The 17,242-nt window shown below is 71.3% G+C and carries 13 protein-coding genes; 10 read left to right on the top strand and 3 right to left on the bottom strand.

Going from position 1 to position 17,242, the window contains the following annotated elements; genetic code table 11:
* The first annotated feature begins 72 nt into the window (after positions 1–72).
* From ACQPZW_RS18680 to ACQPZW_RS18655, 6 genes are all read left to right on the top strand, one after another.
* Positions 73–1,566, top strand: coding sequence for a serine/threonine-protein kinase (locus ACQPZW_RS18680; RefSeq protein WP_433796175.1), 1,494 nt, complete (start codon positions 73–75; stop codon positions 1,564–1,566).
* A gap of 552 nt (positions 1,567–2,118) precedes the next feature.
* Positions 2,119–2,667, top strand: a complete 549-nt coding sequence (locus ACQPZW_RS18675) for a GNAT family N-acetyltransferase (RefSeq protein WP_433796174.1) — start codon at positions 2,119–2,121, stop codon at positions 2,665–2,667.
* A 126-nt stretch (positions 2,668–2,793) separates the two neighbouring features.
* Positions 2,794–3,087, top strand: coding sequence for a hypothetical protein (locus ACQPZW_RS18670; protein WP_433796173.1), 294 nt, complete (start codon positions 2,794–2,796; stop codon positions 3,085–3,087).
* 165 nt (positions 3,088–3,252) lie between these two features.
* Positions 3,253–4,929, top strand: a complete 1,677-nt coding sequence (locus ACQPZW_RS18665) for a PepSY-associated TM helix domain-containing protein (protein WP_433796172.1) — start codon at positions 3,253–3,255, stop codon at positions 4,927–4,929.
* Positions 4,930–5,213: 284 nt separating this feature from the next.
* Positions 5,214–5,549, top strand: coding sequence for a hypothetical protein (locus tag ACQPZW_RS18660; RefSeq protein ID WP_433796171.1), 336 nt, complete (start codon positions 5,214–5,216; stop codon positions 5,547–5,549).
* Positions 5,550–5,747: 198 nt separating this feature from the next.
* Positions 5,748–7,004, top strand: a complete 1,257-nt coding sequence (locus ACQPZW_RS18655) for a serine hydrolase domain-containing protein (protein ID WP_433796170.1) — start codon at positions 5,748–5,750, stop codon at positions 7,002–7,004.
* Positions 7,005–7,362: 358 nt separating this feature from the next.
* Here the strand turns inward: ACQPZW_RS18655 and ACQPZW_RS18650 are convergent, their stop codons facing one another.
* Positions 7,363–8,442 carry an NAD(P)/FAD-dependent oxidoreductase gene (locus tag ACQPZW_RS18650; protein ID WP_433796169.1) on the bottom strand — a complete coding sequence of 360 codons (1,080 nt, stop codon included), beginning with the start codon at positions 8,440–8,442 and terminating at the stop codon, positions 7,363–7,365.
* A 156-nt stretch (positions 8,443–8,598) separates the two neighbouring features.
* On the opposite strand from ACQPZW_RS18650, the gene ACQPZW_RS18645 reads away from it, so the two are divergent.
* Positions 8,599–9,420 (top strand): helix-turn-helix domain-containing protein, encoded by an 822-nt coding sequence (locus ACQPZW_RS18645; protein ID WP_433796168.1) that lies wholly within the window; start codon positions 8,599–8,601, stop codon positions 9,418–9,420.
* 586 nt (positions 9,421–10,006) lie between these two features.
* Here ACQPZW_RS18645 and ACQPZW_RS18640 read toward each other — a convergent pair.
* Entirely contained in the window at positions 10,007–11,194 is a 1,188-nt protein-coding gene (locus tag ACQPZW_RS18640) for an MFS transporter (RefSeq protein ID WP_433796167.1), read from the bottom strand.
* Positions 11,195–11,367: 173 nt separating this feature from the next.
* Here ACQPZW_RS18640 and ACQPZW_RS18635 point away from each other — a divergent pair, with 173 nt between their 5' ends.
* From ACQPZW_RS18635 to ACQPZW_RS18625, 3 genes are all read left to right on the top strand, one after another.
* Positions 11,368–12,675: a choice-of-anchor B family protein gene (locus ACQPZW_RS18635; protein ID WP_433796166.1), complete on the top strand. Its 1,308-nt coding sequence runs from the start codon at positions 11,368–11,370 to the stop codon at positions 12,673–12,675.
* Positions 12,676–12,713: 38 nt separating this feature from the next.
* Positions 12,714–13,538: a hypothetical protein gene (locus ACQPZW_RS18630; protein ID WP_433796165.1), complete on the top strand. Its 825-nt coding sequence runs from the start codon at positions 12,714–12,716 to the stop codon at positions 13,536–13,538.
* A gap of 194 nt (positions 13,539–13,732) precedes the next feature.
* A complete protein-coding gene (locus ACQPZW_RS18625) occupies positions 13,733–15,991 on the top strand; it encodes a M4 family metallopeptidase (RefSeq protein WP_433796164.1) in 2,259 nt (752 codons plus the stop codon).
* A gap of 103 nt (positions 15,992–16,094) precedes the next feature.
* On the opposite strand, the gene ACQPZW_RS18620 is transcribed toward ACQPZW_RS18625, so the two are convergent.
* A complete protein-coding gene (locus ACQPZW_RS18620) occupies positions 16,095–17,213 on the bottom strand; it encodes an FAD-dependent oxidoreductase (protein WP_433796163.1) in 1,119 nt (372 codons plus the stop codon).
* Between the last annotated feature and the right edge of the window lie 29 nt (positions 17,214–17,242).

The following is a 17,242-nucleotide window of genomic DNA, read 5'->3' as shown; positions in this document are numbered from 1 at the left end:
CCGACCGCGGCCCGGTCCGGCGGCCTGACCGCGGGGTTTCCGACCCTCGATATCGGGGCATCGAAGATCCCGATGAACAGCGGAGACCTGATCGACGGGCGGTTCCGGCTGCGGGATCGGCTCGGCGCCGGCGGCATGTCGGTGGTGTGGCGCGCCCACGACCAGGTGCTCGGGCGCGACGTGGCCGTCAAGGTCCTCTCCCCGGCGCTGGCCCGGGACACGGCACGACTGGCGCACATCCGCGACGAGGCACGGGCGGTCGCCCGGCTACGGCACCCGAACATCGTCGAGGTATACGACTACGGCGAGGCGGGCGGGCTGCCGTACCTCGTGATGGAAGTCGCCGAAGGCCGCACCCTGGCACAACTGCTGACCGGCGGGCCCCTGCCCTGGGAGACCGCCGTCGTCATCACCGCCCAGGTGGCCGCCGCGCTGGCCGCCGCCCACGAGCGCAGCGTGGTGCACCGCGACGTCAAACCCGCCAACGTGGTCGTCTCCGGCGCCAGGGTCAAGCTGCTCGACTTCGGCATCTCGGCGGTGTCCGGCGACGACGACCATTTCGCCGGACACCTGCTGGGCACGCCGGCCTACCTGGCGCCGGAACGTCTCGAACACGGTGTGGTCCGCCCGGCGACCGACGTGTACGCGCTGGGGCTGCTGCTCTACCGGGCGCTCGCCGGGCGGCAGCCGTGGGCGGCGTCGACGGCCACCGAGATGGTCCGCGCCCACCGCTACCAGGAGCCGCACGGTCTGCCACCGGTCGCCGGGCTGCCCGCCGAGGTGGCCCGACTGTGCCGCCGCTGCCTGTCCAAGGATCCCGATCAGCGACCCGACGCGGCCTCCGCGGCGGCGACGCTGGCGGCCGCGGTCTCCCTGGACCCGGCGATCCTCGCACTTCCCGGTAAAGCTCCGGCCAGGGTCCCGGACCGCCCGGCCCGGCCGGCCGCGACGGTCGCGATCTCCACCGCCCCGCACCGGCGACTCCTGGTCCTCTCCGGGGTCGCGGTCCTGGCGGCAGGATCGGCCGCCGCGGTGACGCTGCTCCCGCACTCCCCCACACACGTGGCGCAGGCTGCCGTACCGGCCGCCGCGCCCGCTCCCTCCCTCTCTCTCTCGGTCGTCGTGAAGAAGCCGGAATGCACCGTCGGGTTCGTCGTCGCCACCGCGGACGGGCGATTCACCACCAAGGTGAACGTGGCCAACACCGGCGACGTGCCTATTCCGGCGGCCTCGCTCACCTTCACCCTGCCGGCCGAGCAGCGGCTGGCCGCCGGCGCACCCGGCGTCTGGCGGCAGAAGGGCCGGACCGTGACCTCCCGCATCACCGACCTCGCGCCCGGCCACGACCACACCGCCACCGTCCGCGGCACCTCGCGGGGCACTTCCGCCCCGCCGCGGGACTTCCACCTCGACGGCACGACATGCCGCGTCGCGCTGGCGGTGGCACAGGCCGCCCCGGCGGCGGCACAGTCCGCGCCGGCCGCCGTCCCGGAGCCCAAGGACCCACCCGCGCCGCCGGCGGCCGAGAAGAAGCCCAAGAAGACGAAGCCCAAGGACGCCGACTGACCTCTCCGCCGTCCGGCGCCCAGGCCCCTCATCGAGAGAACACCCCCGCGGATGTACGGCCACCCGCACCGTCCTCGACCGGACGACGACCGGCAGCTCAGGGTACGAGGACGAAGCGCCAGAACACCTCGCCGTCGTCCATGCGCGATTGGCTTCGGCGGCCCGTTCCAGGGGCAGCACGTCGTGCAACTCACCCCGGACCGCGGCGGCGAGCAGATCCGCCCGGACCGCGTCCCGCGCCACGACCGGGACCGTGTCGAGGCTGAACGTGGCCACCGACCGCGACGGCTGGAACCCCGCCATCAGGCGCATCCCGAAGTCGGCCGGCGGCATCCCGCCCACCACACCGACGAGCACCAGCCGCCCGTTCGGTGCGAGCCGCTCGATGAAGTCCGGCAGACCCGCCCCACCGACGATGGAACCCCGGCCGCCCGCCGCATCGCCACCCTGACCGCTCCCCCGCGCGAACCGATCGTGAGCTCGGCTGGCCGCCGCAACGCCACCCTGACCCGTCTCCCGCACGATCCGATTGCCCGACCAGAATGGACGGTCGTGACCGCTCCTGATCTGACCGACGGCGTGACACGGCTGCGCCGATGGACCCACGACGATCTCGCCTGCGTGCGAGAGGCAAGCCGCGAAGGCAGAATCCCGGAGGGCACGACGGTGCCGGCGACCTGGACCGACGAAGCCGGCCGCCAGTACATCGAACGCCAGTGGAGCCGGACGGCCGACGGCCAGGGCTGGTCGCTGGCCATCAGCTCCGCCGAGACCGGCGAGGCACTCGGCTGCGCCGTGCTCCTGCGGCGCCCCCAGGGCGGGGTCGCCGGCATCGGCTACTGGCTCGCCCCGGCAGCCCGCGGCGCCGGACACGCTTCCCGAGCAGTCACGATGCTCACCGCCTGGGGCCTGGCCGCCGACGGAGCGGCTCTGGCCCGCGTCGAGGCCTGGGTGGAGCCCGGCAACGTCGCCTCGTCCCGCGTGCTGGAACGCTGCGGCTACGCCTACGAGGGCCGCCTTCGCTCCTTCCTGTCCCTCCCGTCCCGACGGGCCGACGCCCTCGTGTTCTCCCGCCTCCCCGACGCCGGACCGCCAGCCTGACACCATCGTGTTCTCCCGCCTCCCCGACGCCGGACCGCCAGCCTGAAGCCCTCGCGTTCTCCCGCCTCGCCGGCCGGGGCCTGACGCCCGGATATAGCCACCGCGCACCGGGTTGTCGACTTCCACATGGGCACCCTGTTCGGCCCGGTCAACCAGATCGTGCCCGCCCTCCTCGCGGCGATTCTCGTGCTCGGCTACCGCATGTGGTGGCAGCGCCGCCCGACCCGGGTGCCGCTGAAGACCCCGGCGCGAGGGATGTGGCTGCGGCTTCCGGCATGGCTGATCGCCGCCGGAGTTCCGGTCGTGGTCGCGGTCGGCTGGTTCCTGCCGCTGTTCGGCGTCCCGCTGCTGGCGTTCCCGGCTGTCGACATCGCCGTGGGCGCGCTCCGTCACCGGCGGACTGCCGGCGTCAGCGACTGAGAAGAACCTGGGAACTTTTCGTGATCGGCCGACGACTGGTGTGATGACCCCGCTCACACGGGCGGGGCCATTCGGCGTACCACCGGGTGAACCGGCACGTCGACTGCAACCCCCGGATGCCGGCGTGCCTACCGCGCGCCGCCGACACCTCGACGAGGACAGCCGATGGCCACCACACCCGAGCTCACCGAGAAACCGGTCCCGCAGACCGTCTCGGCCCGGCGTGCCCCGAGCGCCCGCACGTTCGGACCCCTGCTCCTGCGCCTGCACTTCTACGCCGGTGTCCTGGTCGCGCCGTTCATCCTGATCGCGGCGACGACCGGCCTGCTGTTCACCATGGTGCCGACCCTCGACAAGGTCGTGTACAGCGCCGAGCTGGTCGTCGCCGACCCCGGCGACACCACCCTGCCGGTGTCGCAGCAGATCACGGCCGCGCGGGCCACCCACCCCGACGGGGACTTCATCGGAGTCCGCCCGGGCGAGGGCGAGAGCACGACCCAGGTCGACTTCAGCTCGCCGGGGCTGCCGGAGGAGCACCTGCACACCGTGTACGTCGACCCGTACACCGGCAAGGTCACCGGGCAGCTCGAGACGTGGTGGACGGCGACCCCGCTGAACACGTGGCTCGACCAGTTCCACCGCGACCTGCACCTCGGCACGACCGGCGAGTTGTACTCGGAGCTCGCCGCCAGCTGGCTGTGGGTGCTCGCCCTCGGCGGCGTGGTGCTGTGGTGGCGCCGCCAGCGCGGCAACCGTACGGCCCGCCGCATGCTCACCCCGGAGCTGGCCGCGAAGAAGGGCGTCCGCCGCACCCGCAGCTGGCACGCCGCCACCGGCCTGTGGATCACCATCGGCCTGCTGACCCTGTCCGCCACGGGCCTGACCTGGTCCGGGTATGCGGGCGCCAACTTCGGCGCCGCCCTCGACTCGCTCAAGGGCAACCGGCCCTACGTCGCCACCGAACTGACCGCCGCACCGGCTGACGCGTCCGGTGGCCATCACAGCGAGGGCGCCGCAGCAGCCGTCCCCGCCGTCGACCCGGCCACCGTCGACGCCGTCCTGGCCGGCGCCCGCGCCACGGGAATCGACGGTCCGGTGCAGGTCAGCCCGCCCACCGACGGAGCCGGCGCCTGGACGGTCACCCAGACCGACAACGTCTGGCCGGTACGTTTCGACAGCGTCGCGGTCGACAACACGGGCAAGGTCACCGACCGGGTCGACTTCGCCGACTGGCCGTTCCTGGCCAAGCTCACCTCCTGGGGTGTCCAGGCGCACATGGGCCTCCTGTTCGGGCTGTTCAATCAGGTCATCCTCGCCGCGCTGGCGATCGGGCTGATCACCGTGATCATCTGGGGTTACCGCATGTGGTGGCAGCGCCGTCCCACCCGCGCCGGCAGGCAGGCTCTCGCCGGTGCTCCCCCGGCACGCCGTGCCTGGCAGCAGCTGCCGTCGTGGGGCATCGTCGTCGGCGTGCCGGTGGTGTTCGCGCTCGGCTGGGCGCTGCCGCTGTTCGGCATTCCGCTGCTCGCCTTCCTCGTCATCGACCTGGTCGTCGGCGCGGTCCGCGGAAGCAGAACCCCACCGGAGGTACCGGTCTCCCCGCACCCGCCGGAAGCTGACCACCCGCACCGGATTCCCCCGCACCCGCGGAAGCTGACCACCCGCACGATCATCCGGAACCGCCGGAGGCACCGATCGCCTCCGCGCCCGCCGGATACTGAAGGCCCGCGCCCGCGACCGCGCCCGTCACGCGGGAACCGCCGCAGGTGCCGCTCTCTTCGCGCCTGCCAGGAGCTGTTGTGGTCAGCTCCTGGCAGGGGCACCCTCGGTCCTCCGCGGTAGCGGCACCCTCGGTCCACCGCCGTCGCGGCACAATCGGTCCACCGCCGTCCCGGCGCCATCGGTCCACCGCCGTCCCGGCACGATCGGTCCACCGCGGTCGCGGGACCGCCGGCTCTCCAACCGCGGTCGCCGGCCCACGTGCTCGACGCGCCCAACGCCGATGTACGTCTCACGCCCGCGACTACGCCGCCGGACGACGGTTGTCGCGCCGGCTCGGGGGTAAGACGACCTTCGCCGCCAATGGGCCCGCCGTATGTGCCGGCACCCGGACGAAGGAGGTCACGTTGACCGACCAGAAGATCAGCTCGCGTTTCGTGTTCCTCGATCAGCCACTGGAGGAGACACAGGTCGGGCCGGACAGCTTCATCGACGCCTTCCCGACCGTCGCCAAGCCTCAATTCGAGCTGTCGAAGGCGGGCGACACAGTCCGCATCCAGCTGTCGGCCCAGGACACCGGATATCAGTCCCGTCTCGAATGGCCGTCCCCCGGCACCGAGCCGGTCGAGGTCGGCCCCGCGCTGCTCGAGATACTCGACGGTGTCGCCCGGGACGAGAGCGGCAAGAAGGCCCGCGACCTGGCCGACCAGATCCGCGAGTACCTCGAGCGGCGGGAGCGCTGACCTCAGCCGGGCCGTCCCACACGAGCCCGCGGCCGGGTTGACCTCGACCGGGCCGCCGCAAACGAGCCCACGGCCGGGCTGACCTCGACCGGGTCGCCGCACACGGCCCGCGGCCGCTCGTCTGGTAGAGCTGGCACCACCTGATTTAGGGGCGCCTGCCGGAATGACCTGGCCCCGGAATCTCGCAACGATCGATGCATGACAACGGACATCGTCAATGCTCCGAAGACCATGCGCGTTCTGCGAGGCCCGGCGCTCCTGTTGGCGGCGACCGTCGCCCTGGCCGGCTCGGGTGCCGGTGCCGCCGCGGCAGCCGACCGGCCCGTCACGGCGCCCGGCGGTGCGCAGAGCGACCCGGAGATGCGGGAGGTGGCCCGGCATGTGCTCGGTGCCGGGGCTCCCGGATACGTGGCGCGAATCGACGACGGCCGGCGGACCACGGTGACGGCCGCCGGAGTGGCCGACCGCCGGACCGGGCGGCCACTGGCCGGGCGGGACCAGTTCGAGATCGGCAGTAACACCAAGACCTTCACCGCGGTCCTGGCGCTTCAACTGGTCGATCGTGGACAGCTGGAGCTCGACGCTCCGATTGAGCAATACCTGCCGGGCGTCGTCCCGAACGGGCGCGACATCACGGTGCGGATGCTGCTCAACCACACCAGTGGCCTGTTCAACTACACCGCGGATCCGGACTTCGTCACCTCCGTACTGCGGGACCCGCAACGCCTCCACACCGAGCAGGAACTGCTGGACGTGGCCTTCCGGCACGAACCGCTCTTCGCCCCCGGAACAGACTGGTCCTACTCCAACACGAACTACACGGTGATCGGGGTGCTGCTCCGGGAGATCACCGGCAAGAGCCTCGCGGAGCTGGTACGGCAGCGCATCGCGGCGCCGCTCGGTCTGCACCGCACCTACGTCGCCGATCCACGGGCGACCAACACGGGCCGGGGATACGCCCACGGATACTCGATCACGTTCGCCGGGCCCGAACCCGTCTACACCGACGTGTCCACCTGGCCGCTCGGCGGGTTCGCCGGCGCGGCAGGGGCGATCATCTCCACTTCGGAAGACCTGTCCCACTTCTTCTCCTCCCTGTTGAGCGGGAAGTTGATCTCGGCACGGCAGTTGCGGCAGATGAAGACCACCGTTGCTCTGCCCGAGGACTGGGGCAAAGGCGGTTACGGCCTGGGCCTGATGCGGACCGACTCGCCCTGCGGGACCGTGTGGGGCCACGGTGGCGACACCCTGGGACATCACAGCAACGCCGTGACGACAGCCGACGGACGCCGCAGCGCGGTCACCGACGCCACCGCCAACATCGGCGACACCACACCGACCGAGGGCGCCACCCGTTTCCGGCGGGTCGTCTCGGCCGCGGACACCGTGGCCACCTGCCGCATGCTCGGCAAACCCGCCCCGCGCGAGGTGCTCGACGCACTGACCGGCGGCTGACTTCCGACTCACCGCCGAGGCGAAGGCTTCCGGGCCGGCGGCCGTGTTGCGCTCAAGACGTCCAAGGAACGGCATGCCAAGCTGACCGCCGACGTCAAGCGGATGGACGCTGCAGGCTGTCCGCCCCGGAGCGCCGCGATCCAGGCGACAGTCATGCGGCAACGTGGCCGCCAGCCCATGCCACCCGCCGTTCGGTCCGGTCGTCAGGCGACGCACACTGCCGACCGGCACCACCAGCCGACCAGCACCACCAGCCAACCAGCACCACCAACCAACCAGCACCACCAACCAACCAGCACCACCAGTTCGGTCGACGATCGTGCGACGGTGCACTCGACGGCGGGCGCCGCCGCGGTGGTCAGGAGTCGGCGCCGAGCTGCGCCCGGAAGTGGCCCAGTAGGAAGTCACCCTTGAACTGGGCGGTCGCCTCGGCGTCGAGGAAGCCGAACTCGGGCGCGTAACCGGCGCCGCCGGACGGGCCGAGCGAGAAGATCATGGCGTCTAGGAACGGCTCGTAGGTGGTGAGGGGCCCGCTCTCGATCAGCGCGCGAATGTTGGCCGCTGCCACCTCGGCCTGACGGGCGGCGGCACGGCCGGTCTTCAGCTCAGGGGTGTCGTTGAGATCGCCGACGGCGAACACCCGCTCCTGCCCGGCCACCCGTAGATGTTCGGTGACCGCGAGCCGTCCGGAGGGCTGTCGGGCCGCGGCCAGCTCGGGGCCGAGGTAGGCGCTCGGTGTCGTCCCGCCGTAGCAGGCGAACCACAGATCGGCGGCGATCGTCGTGCCGTCGCCGGTGGTCACCGTGAACGGGCGGACCGTGCCTGCTGGAGTGTCCGGCGGGGTGTCGAGTTTCGTGCCGAGCAACATCCGCACACCGAGATCGTCGAGTTGCCGGGCCAGGTCGCTGCGCAGACGGTCAGGGAACCGGCCGACGAGCAGCTCGGGCACCGGGTCGACGACGGTCACCGGACGGCCCGGCCAGGCTGCCGCGATCTCACCGGCGAACTCCAGGCCGATCGGCCCGGCACCGAGCAGCAACACACCGGAGGCCTGGTCGAGCGCGGAGTGCAGCTCGTGCAGGTGACGCGTCACCTCGGACCGGCTGGTGCCGGCGATCCTGTTCGGGAAGGGGCCGGTCGAACCGGTGGCCAGCACGATGTAGTCGGCCTCCAGCCGCTCCCCCGAAGCCAGCTCCACGGCGTCGGGCCGGACCACGGTCGCGGTGTCACGCACCACCCGGCCGCGGGACAGCAGGCCGTCATACGGAATCATGATCCGCTCGGCCCAGGCCGGGTCGGCCGCCGCCCGCAGGTGAGCGACGTGGTGCAGGAACGTCTCACGCGGGTCGACCAGCGTCACGTCCGCGACGTCGTCCAGGGTCCGGGCGGCCACGATGCCGCCGTAGCCACCGCCCACAACAATTACCTTCGCAGCCATTTTCGGGACTCACCTTTCCTCGGCTGGCTTCGACTCTGCTGCGGCGCGCGGCCGTGAGGGAGGCCGTGATGGGGCTGGTAGCGGTGGGGGTGGTAGCCGCAAGGGTGGTAGTGACACGGCCACCTTCGGCGCTTCGGGCGTGGATACAGTCGAGCGGTGGGCGACAACGAGTTGGGCGTTTTCCTGCGGGTGCGCCGCGGTGAGGTGACACCGGCCGAGGTGGGGCTGCCGATCGGGGTGCGCCGCCGCACGCCCGGCCTGCGCCGTTCCGAGGTGGCGATGCTGGCCGGGGTCAGCGTGGAGTATCTGACTCGTCTCGAGCAGGGCCGCTACCGTCATCCGTCGCCAGAGGTGCTGGCGGCGCTGGCCGGCCCATTGCGACTGACCGCTGCCGAGCGCGCCCATCTGTATCGGCTGACCCGGGCGTCCGCCGGGCCCTGCAGCGCGCTGGTCACCGACCCGCTGCGCACCGTGCGGCCGGGTCTGCAGGCGTTGCTCGACCAGTTGGAGCCCGCCGCCGCGATGCTGGTCAACCAGGTCGGTGACGTGCTGGCGTTCACCTCGGGCCTCCGTCGGCTGGCCGGGCCGATCGGCCTGCTCGACGGCGATCCGCCCAATCTGAACCGGTTCGTGTTCACCGATCCGCGGGCCCGTGACGTCTACCCGGATTGGGCGCACGTGGCCGACGAGCAGGTCGCGGCGTTGAAGGACGGCCCACCCCGGCCCGATTTCGCGGACTGGCTGACCACGGTGGCCGGGCACGAGTTCGCCGAGCGGGCCGACCGCGTGCCAGGGCTGCCCCGACCACACGGGCTGCTGCGGCTTCAGCATCCGCTGGCCGGGCCGCTGCGGCTGAGCTACGAGATGATGACGCTGCCCGGCGACAACGGGTTGCGCCTGATCGTGCAGCTTCCGGCCGACGAGTCCACCGCTGAGGCGCTACGCGGGTTGGCGCCGTTGCGGCTGGTCGCACAGTGACCCGCCTCGGCTTCGGTCGGTCACGGCTGATGCAGTGCGCGGAGACCGGAAGGAGATACGGAGGACAGGCGTCGACTCCATGACCGCGGGAGAGGTCACACAGCCGGAGTCCGGCGTAGCCCAACCAAAGACCCACCCGCGTGGAGAGATCACGCGACCGAAACCCGACGCAGCCCAACCAAGGAGACCTATCCGGGTGAAGCCACCGCGGGGCCGACGTTGCCCAGCCGAGACGACCCATGCAGGCAAAACCACCGCGAGGCCGGCGCCGCCCAGCCGAGACCGCCCATGCAGGCAAGACCACCGCGCGACCGACGTAACTCCAGCCGAGACCGGCCACCCACGCGAAACCACCACGAGACCGACGTAGCCCCAACCGACGACCGCCCACTCACGCGAAACCACCACGAGACCGACGTAACCCCAACCGACGACCGCCCACTCACGCGAAACCACCACGAGACCGACGTAACCCCAGCCGAAACCGCCCACTCACGCGAACCACCGCGGGGCCGACGTAACCCCAACCGAGGCGGCCCGGTCGGATGGGGCCACCGCGGGGCCGGCGTTGCACGGCGGAGGCGGCCTATTCGGGTGTCAGCACCGGGGGACGGACGTCGGCGGGCCGACCGGCGCGGCGCAGGATGAGGGCGCCGGTCGTGGCGGCCAGCAACTGGCCGGCGGCGATGACAGTCAGCAGCGGGGCCGGGCCGGCGCTGGACATCAGGCCGCCGACGGCCGCGCCGGCCGCAGCTGAGGTGACCTTGATGCCGGCGCCGAGGGTGAAGACCTGGGTGCGCACGTCGGGTGGGGACTCACGGTCGCGGACGGAGAAGAGGGCTACCGTGATCGGCCCCATCAGCAGGCCGGCCACCGCGAGAAGCGGCCACGCGTCCGGCAGGAGCGCGGCGGGCAGGAAGGCCACGGACATCAGGGCGATGCAGAGGAGCAGGGTGCGTTCCGGGTGGCGGTGCACGAGGGGGATGCGGGTGGTGAGCAGGGAGCCGATCAGGCTGCCGGTCGCGCACACCGCCATGATGACGCCGGTGAGGGGTGGGTCGTGCCGGGTGGTGGCGATGGCGGCGGCGGCCAGGGGCAGTGCCCCGAACCCGAACTGGCTGATCCCGGTGGCGGCGGTCACGGCGCCCAGTCGCGGCCGGCGCACCATGACGGTGAAGGCGGCCAGCGGCTGCACGGCGCGTGTCGTCCGTACCGCCGGGGGTCTCGTCGCCAAGGGGAGGGTGAGGAAGGCTGCCGCGCCGAGTAGCGCGAATCCGCCGAGGGTGATGAGGGACCAGGCGGCGCCGGCGTATCCAGCGACCACGGCGGCGAGGGTGGGCCCGGCGATGCCCGCCACCGAGTAGGTGGTGGCGTCGTAGCCGAAGGCTCGGCCCAGGTTGGCGGGGGCGAGCTCGCGCAGCAGGCTGCTGAGGCCGCCGAAGAGCAGCGGCGCGAGGCAGCCGCCGGTGAGGAGCAGGACGGCGGCGGCCCAGGTGGCGGGGCCGACGAGCAGGGCCGCGCCGCCGAGGCTGAACGCGTAGACGACGAAGGCCGTCAGGTAGAGCGGCTTGCGGCGGCGTGCGCGGTCGGCGAGGGCGCCGGCCAGTGGGGCGGCGGCCACATGCGGAACCATCAGGGCGGCGACGAGTAGTCCGCCGGTGGCGGCGTGGCCGGTCTTCTCGATGGCGAGCAGCACGATCGACACGCGGGCGCCCTCGTCGGCGAGGCGGGCCCCGATCGCGGCGGACAGGTATCGCGTCAGGACCGGAAGCACATACGCACGTTACCGCAAGGGCACATAGCATCGCTGGCATCCGCTGTTCGGTATGCCGGATGAATGCCCGAACACATTGACGCCCATCGAAGCTGTGTCTAGCGTTGCGGCACGCACCGAGGCGCGTGCCGACCCCCGCGCGCGCTGCATACTCCGCGCGAAAGGGCCCACCCATGCTCCGAGGAGTACGTCGCATCACACTCGCCGCCACCGCGGTCCTCCTGCTCGCTCTGGCGGGTCCGCCGGCCACCGCGCACGACCCGGACACCGCGGAGGGCAAGGCCGAACAGGCCGAGATGTTGCGGATCTACGAACCCGCCTGGCGCAGTGGCACGCCGCTGGTCGCCGCCGCGCCGGTGACCTGTGTGAACGGTAAGGCCGGGACGTACCCGTGCAAGAACGTCGACCTGCTGAGCTTCCTGCCGCAGTCGTCGCTGGGCGGTGGCGGGTCGTCGAGCATGTGGTATTGGACCGACACCCGTGACAGCAACGAGTACATCCTGTACTGCCGGTCCAACGGTGTCTCGTTCGTCAACGTGACCGACCCGTCGAACCCGCGTTACCTGGGCAACCTGCCGTCGTCGAACGGGGTCAGCTCGTCCTGGTGCGACGTGCGGACGTACAAGAACTACGCCTACATCGGCAAGGACTCGGTGTCGCACGGCATCCAGGTCTTCAACCTCAACAAGCTGCAGGGCGTGACGACCACGCAGACGTTCACCGCCGACGCGCGGTTCACCGGCCTGACCAACAGTCACACGCTGCAGATCAACCAGGCGACCGGCTTCCTGTACGTCTCCGGCGCGAACACCTGCAGCAAGGGCCTGACGATCTACGACATCAAGACGCCGCTCACCCTCAAGCAGGCGGCCTGCTACAGCCGTGAGGTGTACTCGCACGAGTCGATCGTGGTGAACTACGCCGGTCCGGACACCCGCTACACCGGCCGGGAGATCGCCTTCAACTACACCGGCCAGGGCAAGCGGTTCCAGATCCTCGACGTGACGAACAAGTCGAACATCGTGGTGCTGTCCAGCGTCACGCACCCGGGTGCGAGCTTCATCCACCAGGGCTTCGCGACCAGCGACTACAAGCACATGATCGTCAACGACGAGACGATCAGCACCGCCGGTGGCAGCCCGGACTTCGTCTACAACATCGAGAAGCTGGACGCCGCCCGGTTCGTGGGCAAGGACGTCGGCACGCGCGGCACGTTCGTCAACCACAACGGTTACACGGTCGGCAACCGGCATTTCCAGGCGTCGTACCGCGGTGGCCTGCGGATCCTCGACACCACGAACGCGGCCTTGGCCAGCCTGCCCGAGGTCGGCTACTTCGACGTCGACCCGAGCTCGAACGCCAGCGGCTACAGCGGCAGCTGGATGGCCCTGCCGTATCTGAAGAACGGGGTGGTCGCCGTGCAGAGCATCGGCGTCGGGCTGTTCCTGGTCCGGCCCACCGGCGCGGCGGCAGTGAGCTGACCGGCCACGATACGCGTCACCGCCGCCTCACCGCGGCGGTGACGCTGGCCGGTTTCATCGGGGCCGCCTACCTGTTCCTCGACAGCCGCGCACCGGCCGCACCACCGTCACCGGCCCCCTCAGCGGCCGTCTATCACAGTGACGGGCTCTCCGACGCCTACGACGGCTTCCGCGTGGAGCCGCTGTCGCTGCCCACGGACCGCGGCACGACGACGGTCTCCCTGCGCGTCACCGGCCCCGGCGGCCCGGCCACCGACTTCCAGAGGATCCACACCAAACCCGTGCACATGTACGTCCTCCGCGACGACCTGTCCGGCTATCAGCACCTGCACCCCGACGTGGCCGACGGAACGTGGACGGCACCGGTGACCATCACGGACGGCGGCGCCTACCGGGTGTACCTGGAGTTCGTGCCACACGGCCGGCCCGCCGGCCCGGACGGCCCGGAGCCCACGGTGCTGGGCGTGCCGTTCGTGATCGCCGGTGACACCACGATGGTGCCGGTGCCCGCCCCGCAGGCCGAGGACCGCTCCGGCCCGTACACTGTGCGCCGCCTCGACGGGATCGCCGATCTGACCTCCGGCACGCAGACGGCGCTGCAGTTCCAGGTGCTGCGCGACGGCCGCCCGGCGACGTTGGAGCCGTACCTCGGCGCGTACGCCCACCTGTCCAACTTCGAGGTGCGCACCCAGGGCCTCAAGCATCTGCATCCGCTGCCGGCCGACGCGACCGGCGGCGCCCCCGCCGACGGCGTCCTGTCGTTCCACGCGGCGTTCGCCGAGCGCGGCGACAAGCGGATGTTCCTGCAGTTCCGGGCGGACGGCGCGATCCGCGAGGTGGCGTTCACCGTGTTCACGACCTGACCGCCGACGGCCGGACGCCCTCGTTGTGCGGCGCCGGTCGCAGTGGATCGCACCGCCGATGCCCCGCCATCCCATTTCCGTGGGTGGCGGGGCCTTCTGGTATGACCCGAAAGATATATAAGATCATCACTATATTCGGGCCATAATTCATTTACACATTGCCATGTGTACATGTCTGGTTCGGGAGGAACCGCGTGAAGAAGACCCTCGCGCTTGCCGGCGTCACCGCGCTGGTCGGCAGCGCCCTCGTGGCCACCGCCGCGAGCACCTCGGCAGCCCCGCCGCAACCCAAGCCCCCCACCGAGGCCCAGGCCGTCAGCCGGTCCGACAGCCTGATCGACGCCCGCCCGGCCGCGATCGCCGCGGCCGACGGCGAGTCCTACACCGCCTACCGCACCAAGGTCGACGCCGACGGCGACGCCCACGTCCGCTACACCCGCACCTACCACGGCCTGCGCGTGTACGGCGGCGACTTCGCCGTGCACACCGACGCCGCCGGGGCACTCACCGGCACCTCGGTCGGCCTCGCCGCACCCCTGACACTGGCGACCACCCCGAAGGTCTCCAGCGCCAAGGCCCTGACGGCGGCCAAGGCCCGATTCGAGGGCACCCGGACCGCGAACGACCAACCGGAGCTCTTCGTCGACGCCAGCACCGGCCACGGCCGGCTCGCCTGGGAGACCGTGGTCCACGGCTGGGCCCCCGACAAGCAGACCCCCTCCCACCTGCATGTCATCACCGACGCGATCACCGGGGCACACATCGGCGAGTACGACGAGATCGAGTCGATCGCGGGCACCGGCGCCAGCGTCTACTCCGGCCCGGTCGCCGTCGAGACCACGCTGTCCGGCTCCACCTACAGCCTGATCGACCCGACCCGGGGCAACGGGCGCACCTGCGACATGAACAACGGAACCGGCACCTGCACCACCTTCAGCGACGACGACAACGTGTGGGGCACCGGCGCCAACACCAACCGTCAGTCGGCTGCCGTGGACGCGCACTTCGGCGCCGCCGTCACCTACGACTACTTCAAGAACGTGCACGGCCGCAACGGCATCTTCGGCGACGGGCGCGGGGTCCCGTCCCGGGTGCACTACGGCAACGCGTACGTCAACGCGTTCTGGGACGGCGCCCAGATGACCTACGGTGACGGCTCCGGCAACGCCAAGCCGCTGGTCTCCCTCGACGTGGCGGGCCACGAGATGTCCCACGGCGTCACCGAGAACGTGGTGTCCGGCGGTCTCACCTACTCCGGCGAGTCCGGTGGCCTGAACGAGGCCACCAGCGACATCTTCGGCACTGCGGTCGAGTTCCACGCCGGCACCACGAGCGACCCGGGCGACTACGACATCGGCGAGAAGATCGACATCCGGGGCACCGGGGCGCCGCTGCGGTACATGTACAACCCGACGCTCGACGGCTCGTCGCACGGCTGCTGGTCGACCAGCACCAACAGCGTCGACGTGCACTACTCGTCCGGCCCGGGCAACCACTTCTTCTTCAACCTCGCCGAGGGCACCGGCGCCACCGCGTACGGCACCTCCCCGGTCTGCGGCACCGCCGCCGGAGTGACCGGCATCGGCCGGGAGAAGGCCGAGAAGATCTGGTTCCGGGCACTGGACGTGTACTTCACCTCCAACACCCGCTACGTCAACGCCACCACCCCGGCGAACACCTCCCGCGCCTACACGCTGTCCGCCGCCACCGACCTGTACGGCCTGTGCTCGACCGAGTACAAGGCGGTCCAGGCAGCGTGGACCGCGGTCAACGTCGCCGGCAACGACCTCGAGTGCCCGGTCGCCAACGACTTCTCCGTCGCGGTCGACCCCACGGCTCTGACCCTGGACCCGGGCGCTTCGGCCACCGTCACGGTCACCACGGCGAGCGTCGACGGCGAGGCCCAGACCATCGACCTGACGGCGACCGGGGTGCCGGCCGGCGTGACCGCCACCTTCAGCTCGCCGTCGGTGACCGCCGGCGAGACCTCGACCTTGACACTCACGGCCGGCGAGGACGCCGACAGTGGCCAGTACACCGTGGTGGTCACCGGCACGTCGCCGGCCACGGTCCGGCGGGCGAACGTCGCCCTCACGGTGAACGGCCTGCCCGGCTGCTCCGGCAGTAACGCCTCCGACGTCGCGATCCCGGACAACACCACGGTCGAGTCGACCATCGTGATCAACGGCTGCGCCGGCAACGCGTCGTCGAGCAGCACGGTCGAGGTGCACATCGTCCACACGTACGTCGGTGACCTGGCAGTGTCGCTGGTCGCCCCGGACGGCTCCGTCTACTCCCTGCGCGCCCGCAGCGGCGGCAGCGCCGACAACATCGACGCCACCTACACGGTCAACCTCGGCGGCGAGGTGGCCGACGGCGCCTGGAAGCTGCGGGTCCAGGACGCCGCCAACCTGGACACCGGTTACATCAACAGCTGGTCGCTGAACCTCTGACCTCTCAGCGGTGGGCCCACGGCTGCGGCCGCGGGCCCACCGCGCTAACCGGCCGCCTCCGGCAGCGGGCGGGCGGTCCGGGCCACGTGGCCGATGCGGGAGGTCAGCTTGCGCAGGACTCCGAGGCTGCCGACACGAGCCGCCAGGCGCAGGGCCCGCACCCGAGGGCCGAGCGCGGGTAGAAGAGGCCGGGAGTGCCGGGCGGCAGCTTCTGGGCGTCCTCGATCAGCGGGCGCATCCACTGCTCGTAACCACGCAGTGCGTCGCCGACCTCGGCCCGACCCAGACACGCGGCCAGGACGTAACCGCCGACCATGGCCAGCGAGGTGCCTCCGCCACCCAGCGGAGTCACGCACCAGGCCGCGTCACCGGTCACGCAGACCCGGCCGGACGACCAGGACGGCATGTCGATCTGCGTGAGGCGATCCAGATAGACGTCGCCGGAGCCGGCGAAACCGTCGAGGACACGCCGCGCCTGCCACCCGGCGTCGTGGAAGGTCCGGCGCAGCTCGGCGCGGGCCTGCTCCAGGGGCAGATCGGTCAGGTCACGATCGGTGGTGAAGGCCAGGGTCGCGCGCGTGGTGCCGGTGCGGTCGGGACGCAGGGTGATCTGCCTGCCGCCCTCGGCCGAATACCACCGCCACCAGCGGTCGTCGTCGCCGGCACGGGGGATGGTCCCGTAGGCCATGGTGACACCGAGCTCACGGCGGCCGGCGGCGGGCCCGAAGACGAGATCGCGGGTGCGCGACCGGACTCCCTCGGCGACGATCAGCAGGTCGTAGCGCTCGGTGGCACCCGACGACAGCGTCACCTCGACGTCGGAGCCGTCATCGCGTACCCCCTCGATCTGATCGTCGTAACGCAGGGTGACGCCGGCGGGAAGCGCGCCGAGAATGACCCGGGCCAGGTCTCCGCGAAGGATCTCCAGCTCGGCGGTGGGCCCGTCGGGGTCCTCGACGGGGAATCGCGCGATGACGCGGCCGCCGCCGTCGAGGACGGCGGTGCCCTCCTCAGTGGTGCCGAGGGCCCGCACCGCGTCCTCGAGCCCCATCCGGGTGAGCACGTCGCGGGCCGCGCCGCGGATGTCGATGTTCTGCCCGCCGTCGCGGAACGCGCCGAAACGCTCGATGACGGTGATCTCCCAGCCCGCGCGGGCGAGCCAGAAGGCGGTGGTCAGGCCGGCGATGCCGGCGCCGGAGACGAGGGCGCGTGGAGACGTCATGCGATAGTTCTACCGTCAAACAGTTACAT

This window comes from Actinoplanes sp. CA-252034 (assembly GCF_050956125.1).
Taxonomy (GTDB): Bacteria; Actinomycetota; Actinomycetes; order Mycobacteriales; family Micromonosporaceae; genus Actinoplanes.
The sequence above is the reverse complement of the archived record's forward strand: the minus strand, read 5'-3'. Positions and strand labels throughout refer to the sequence as shown.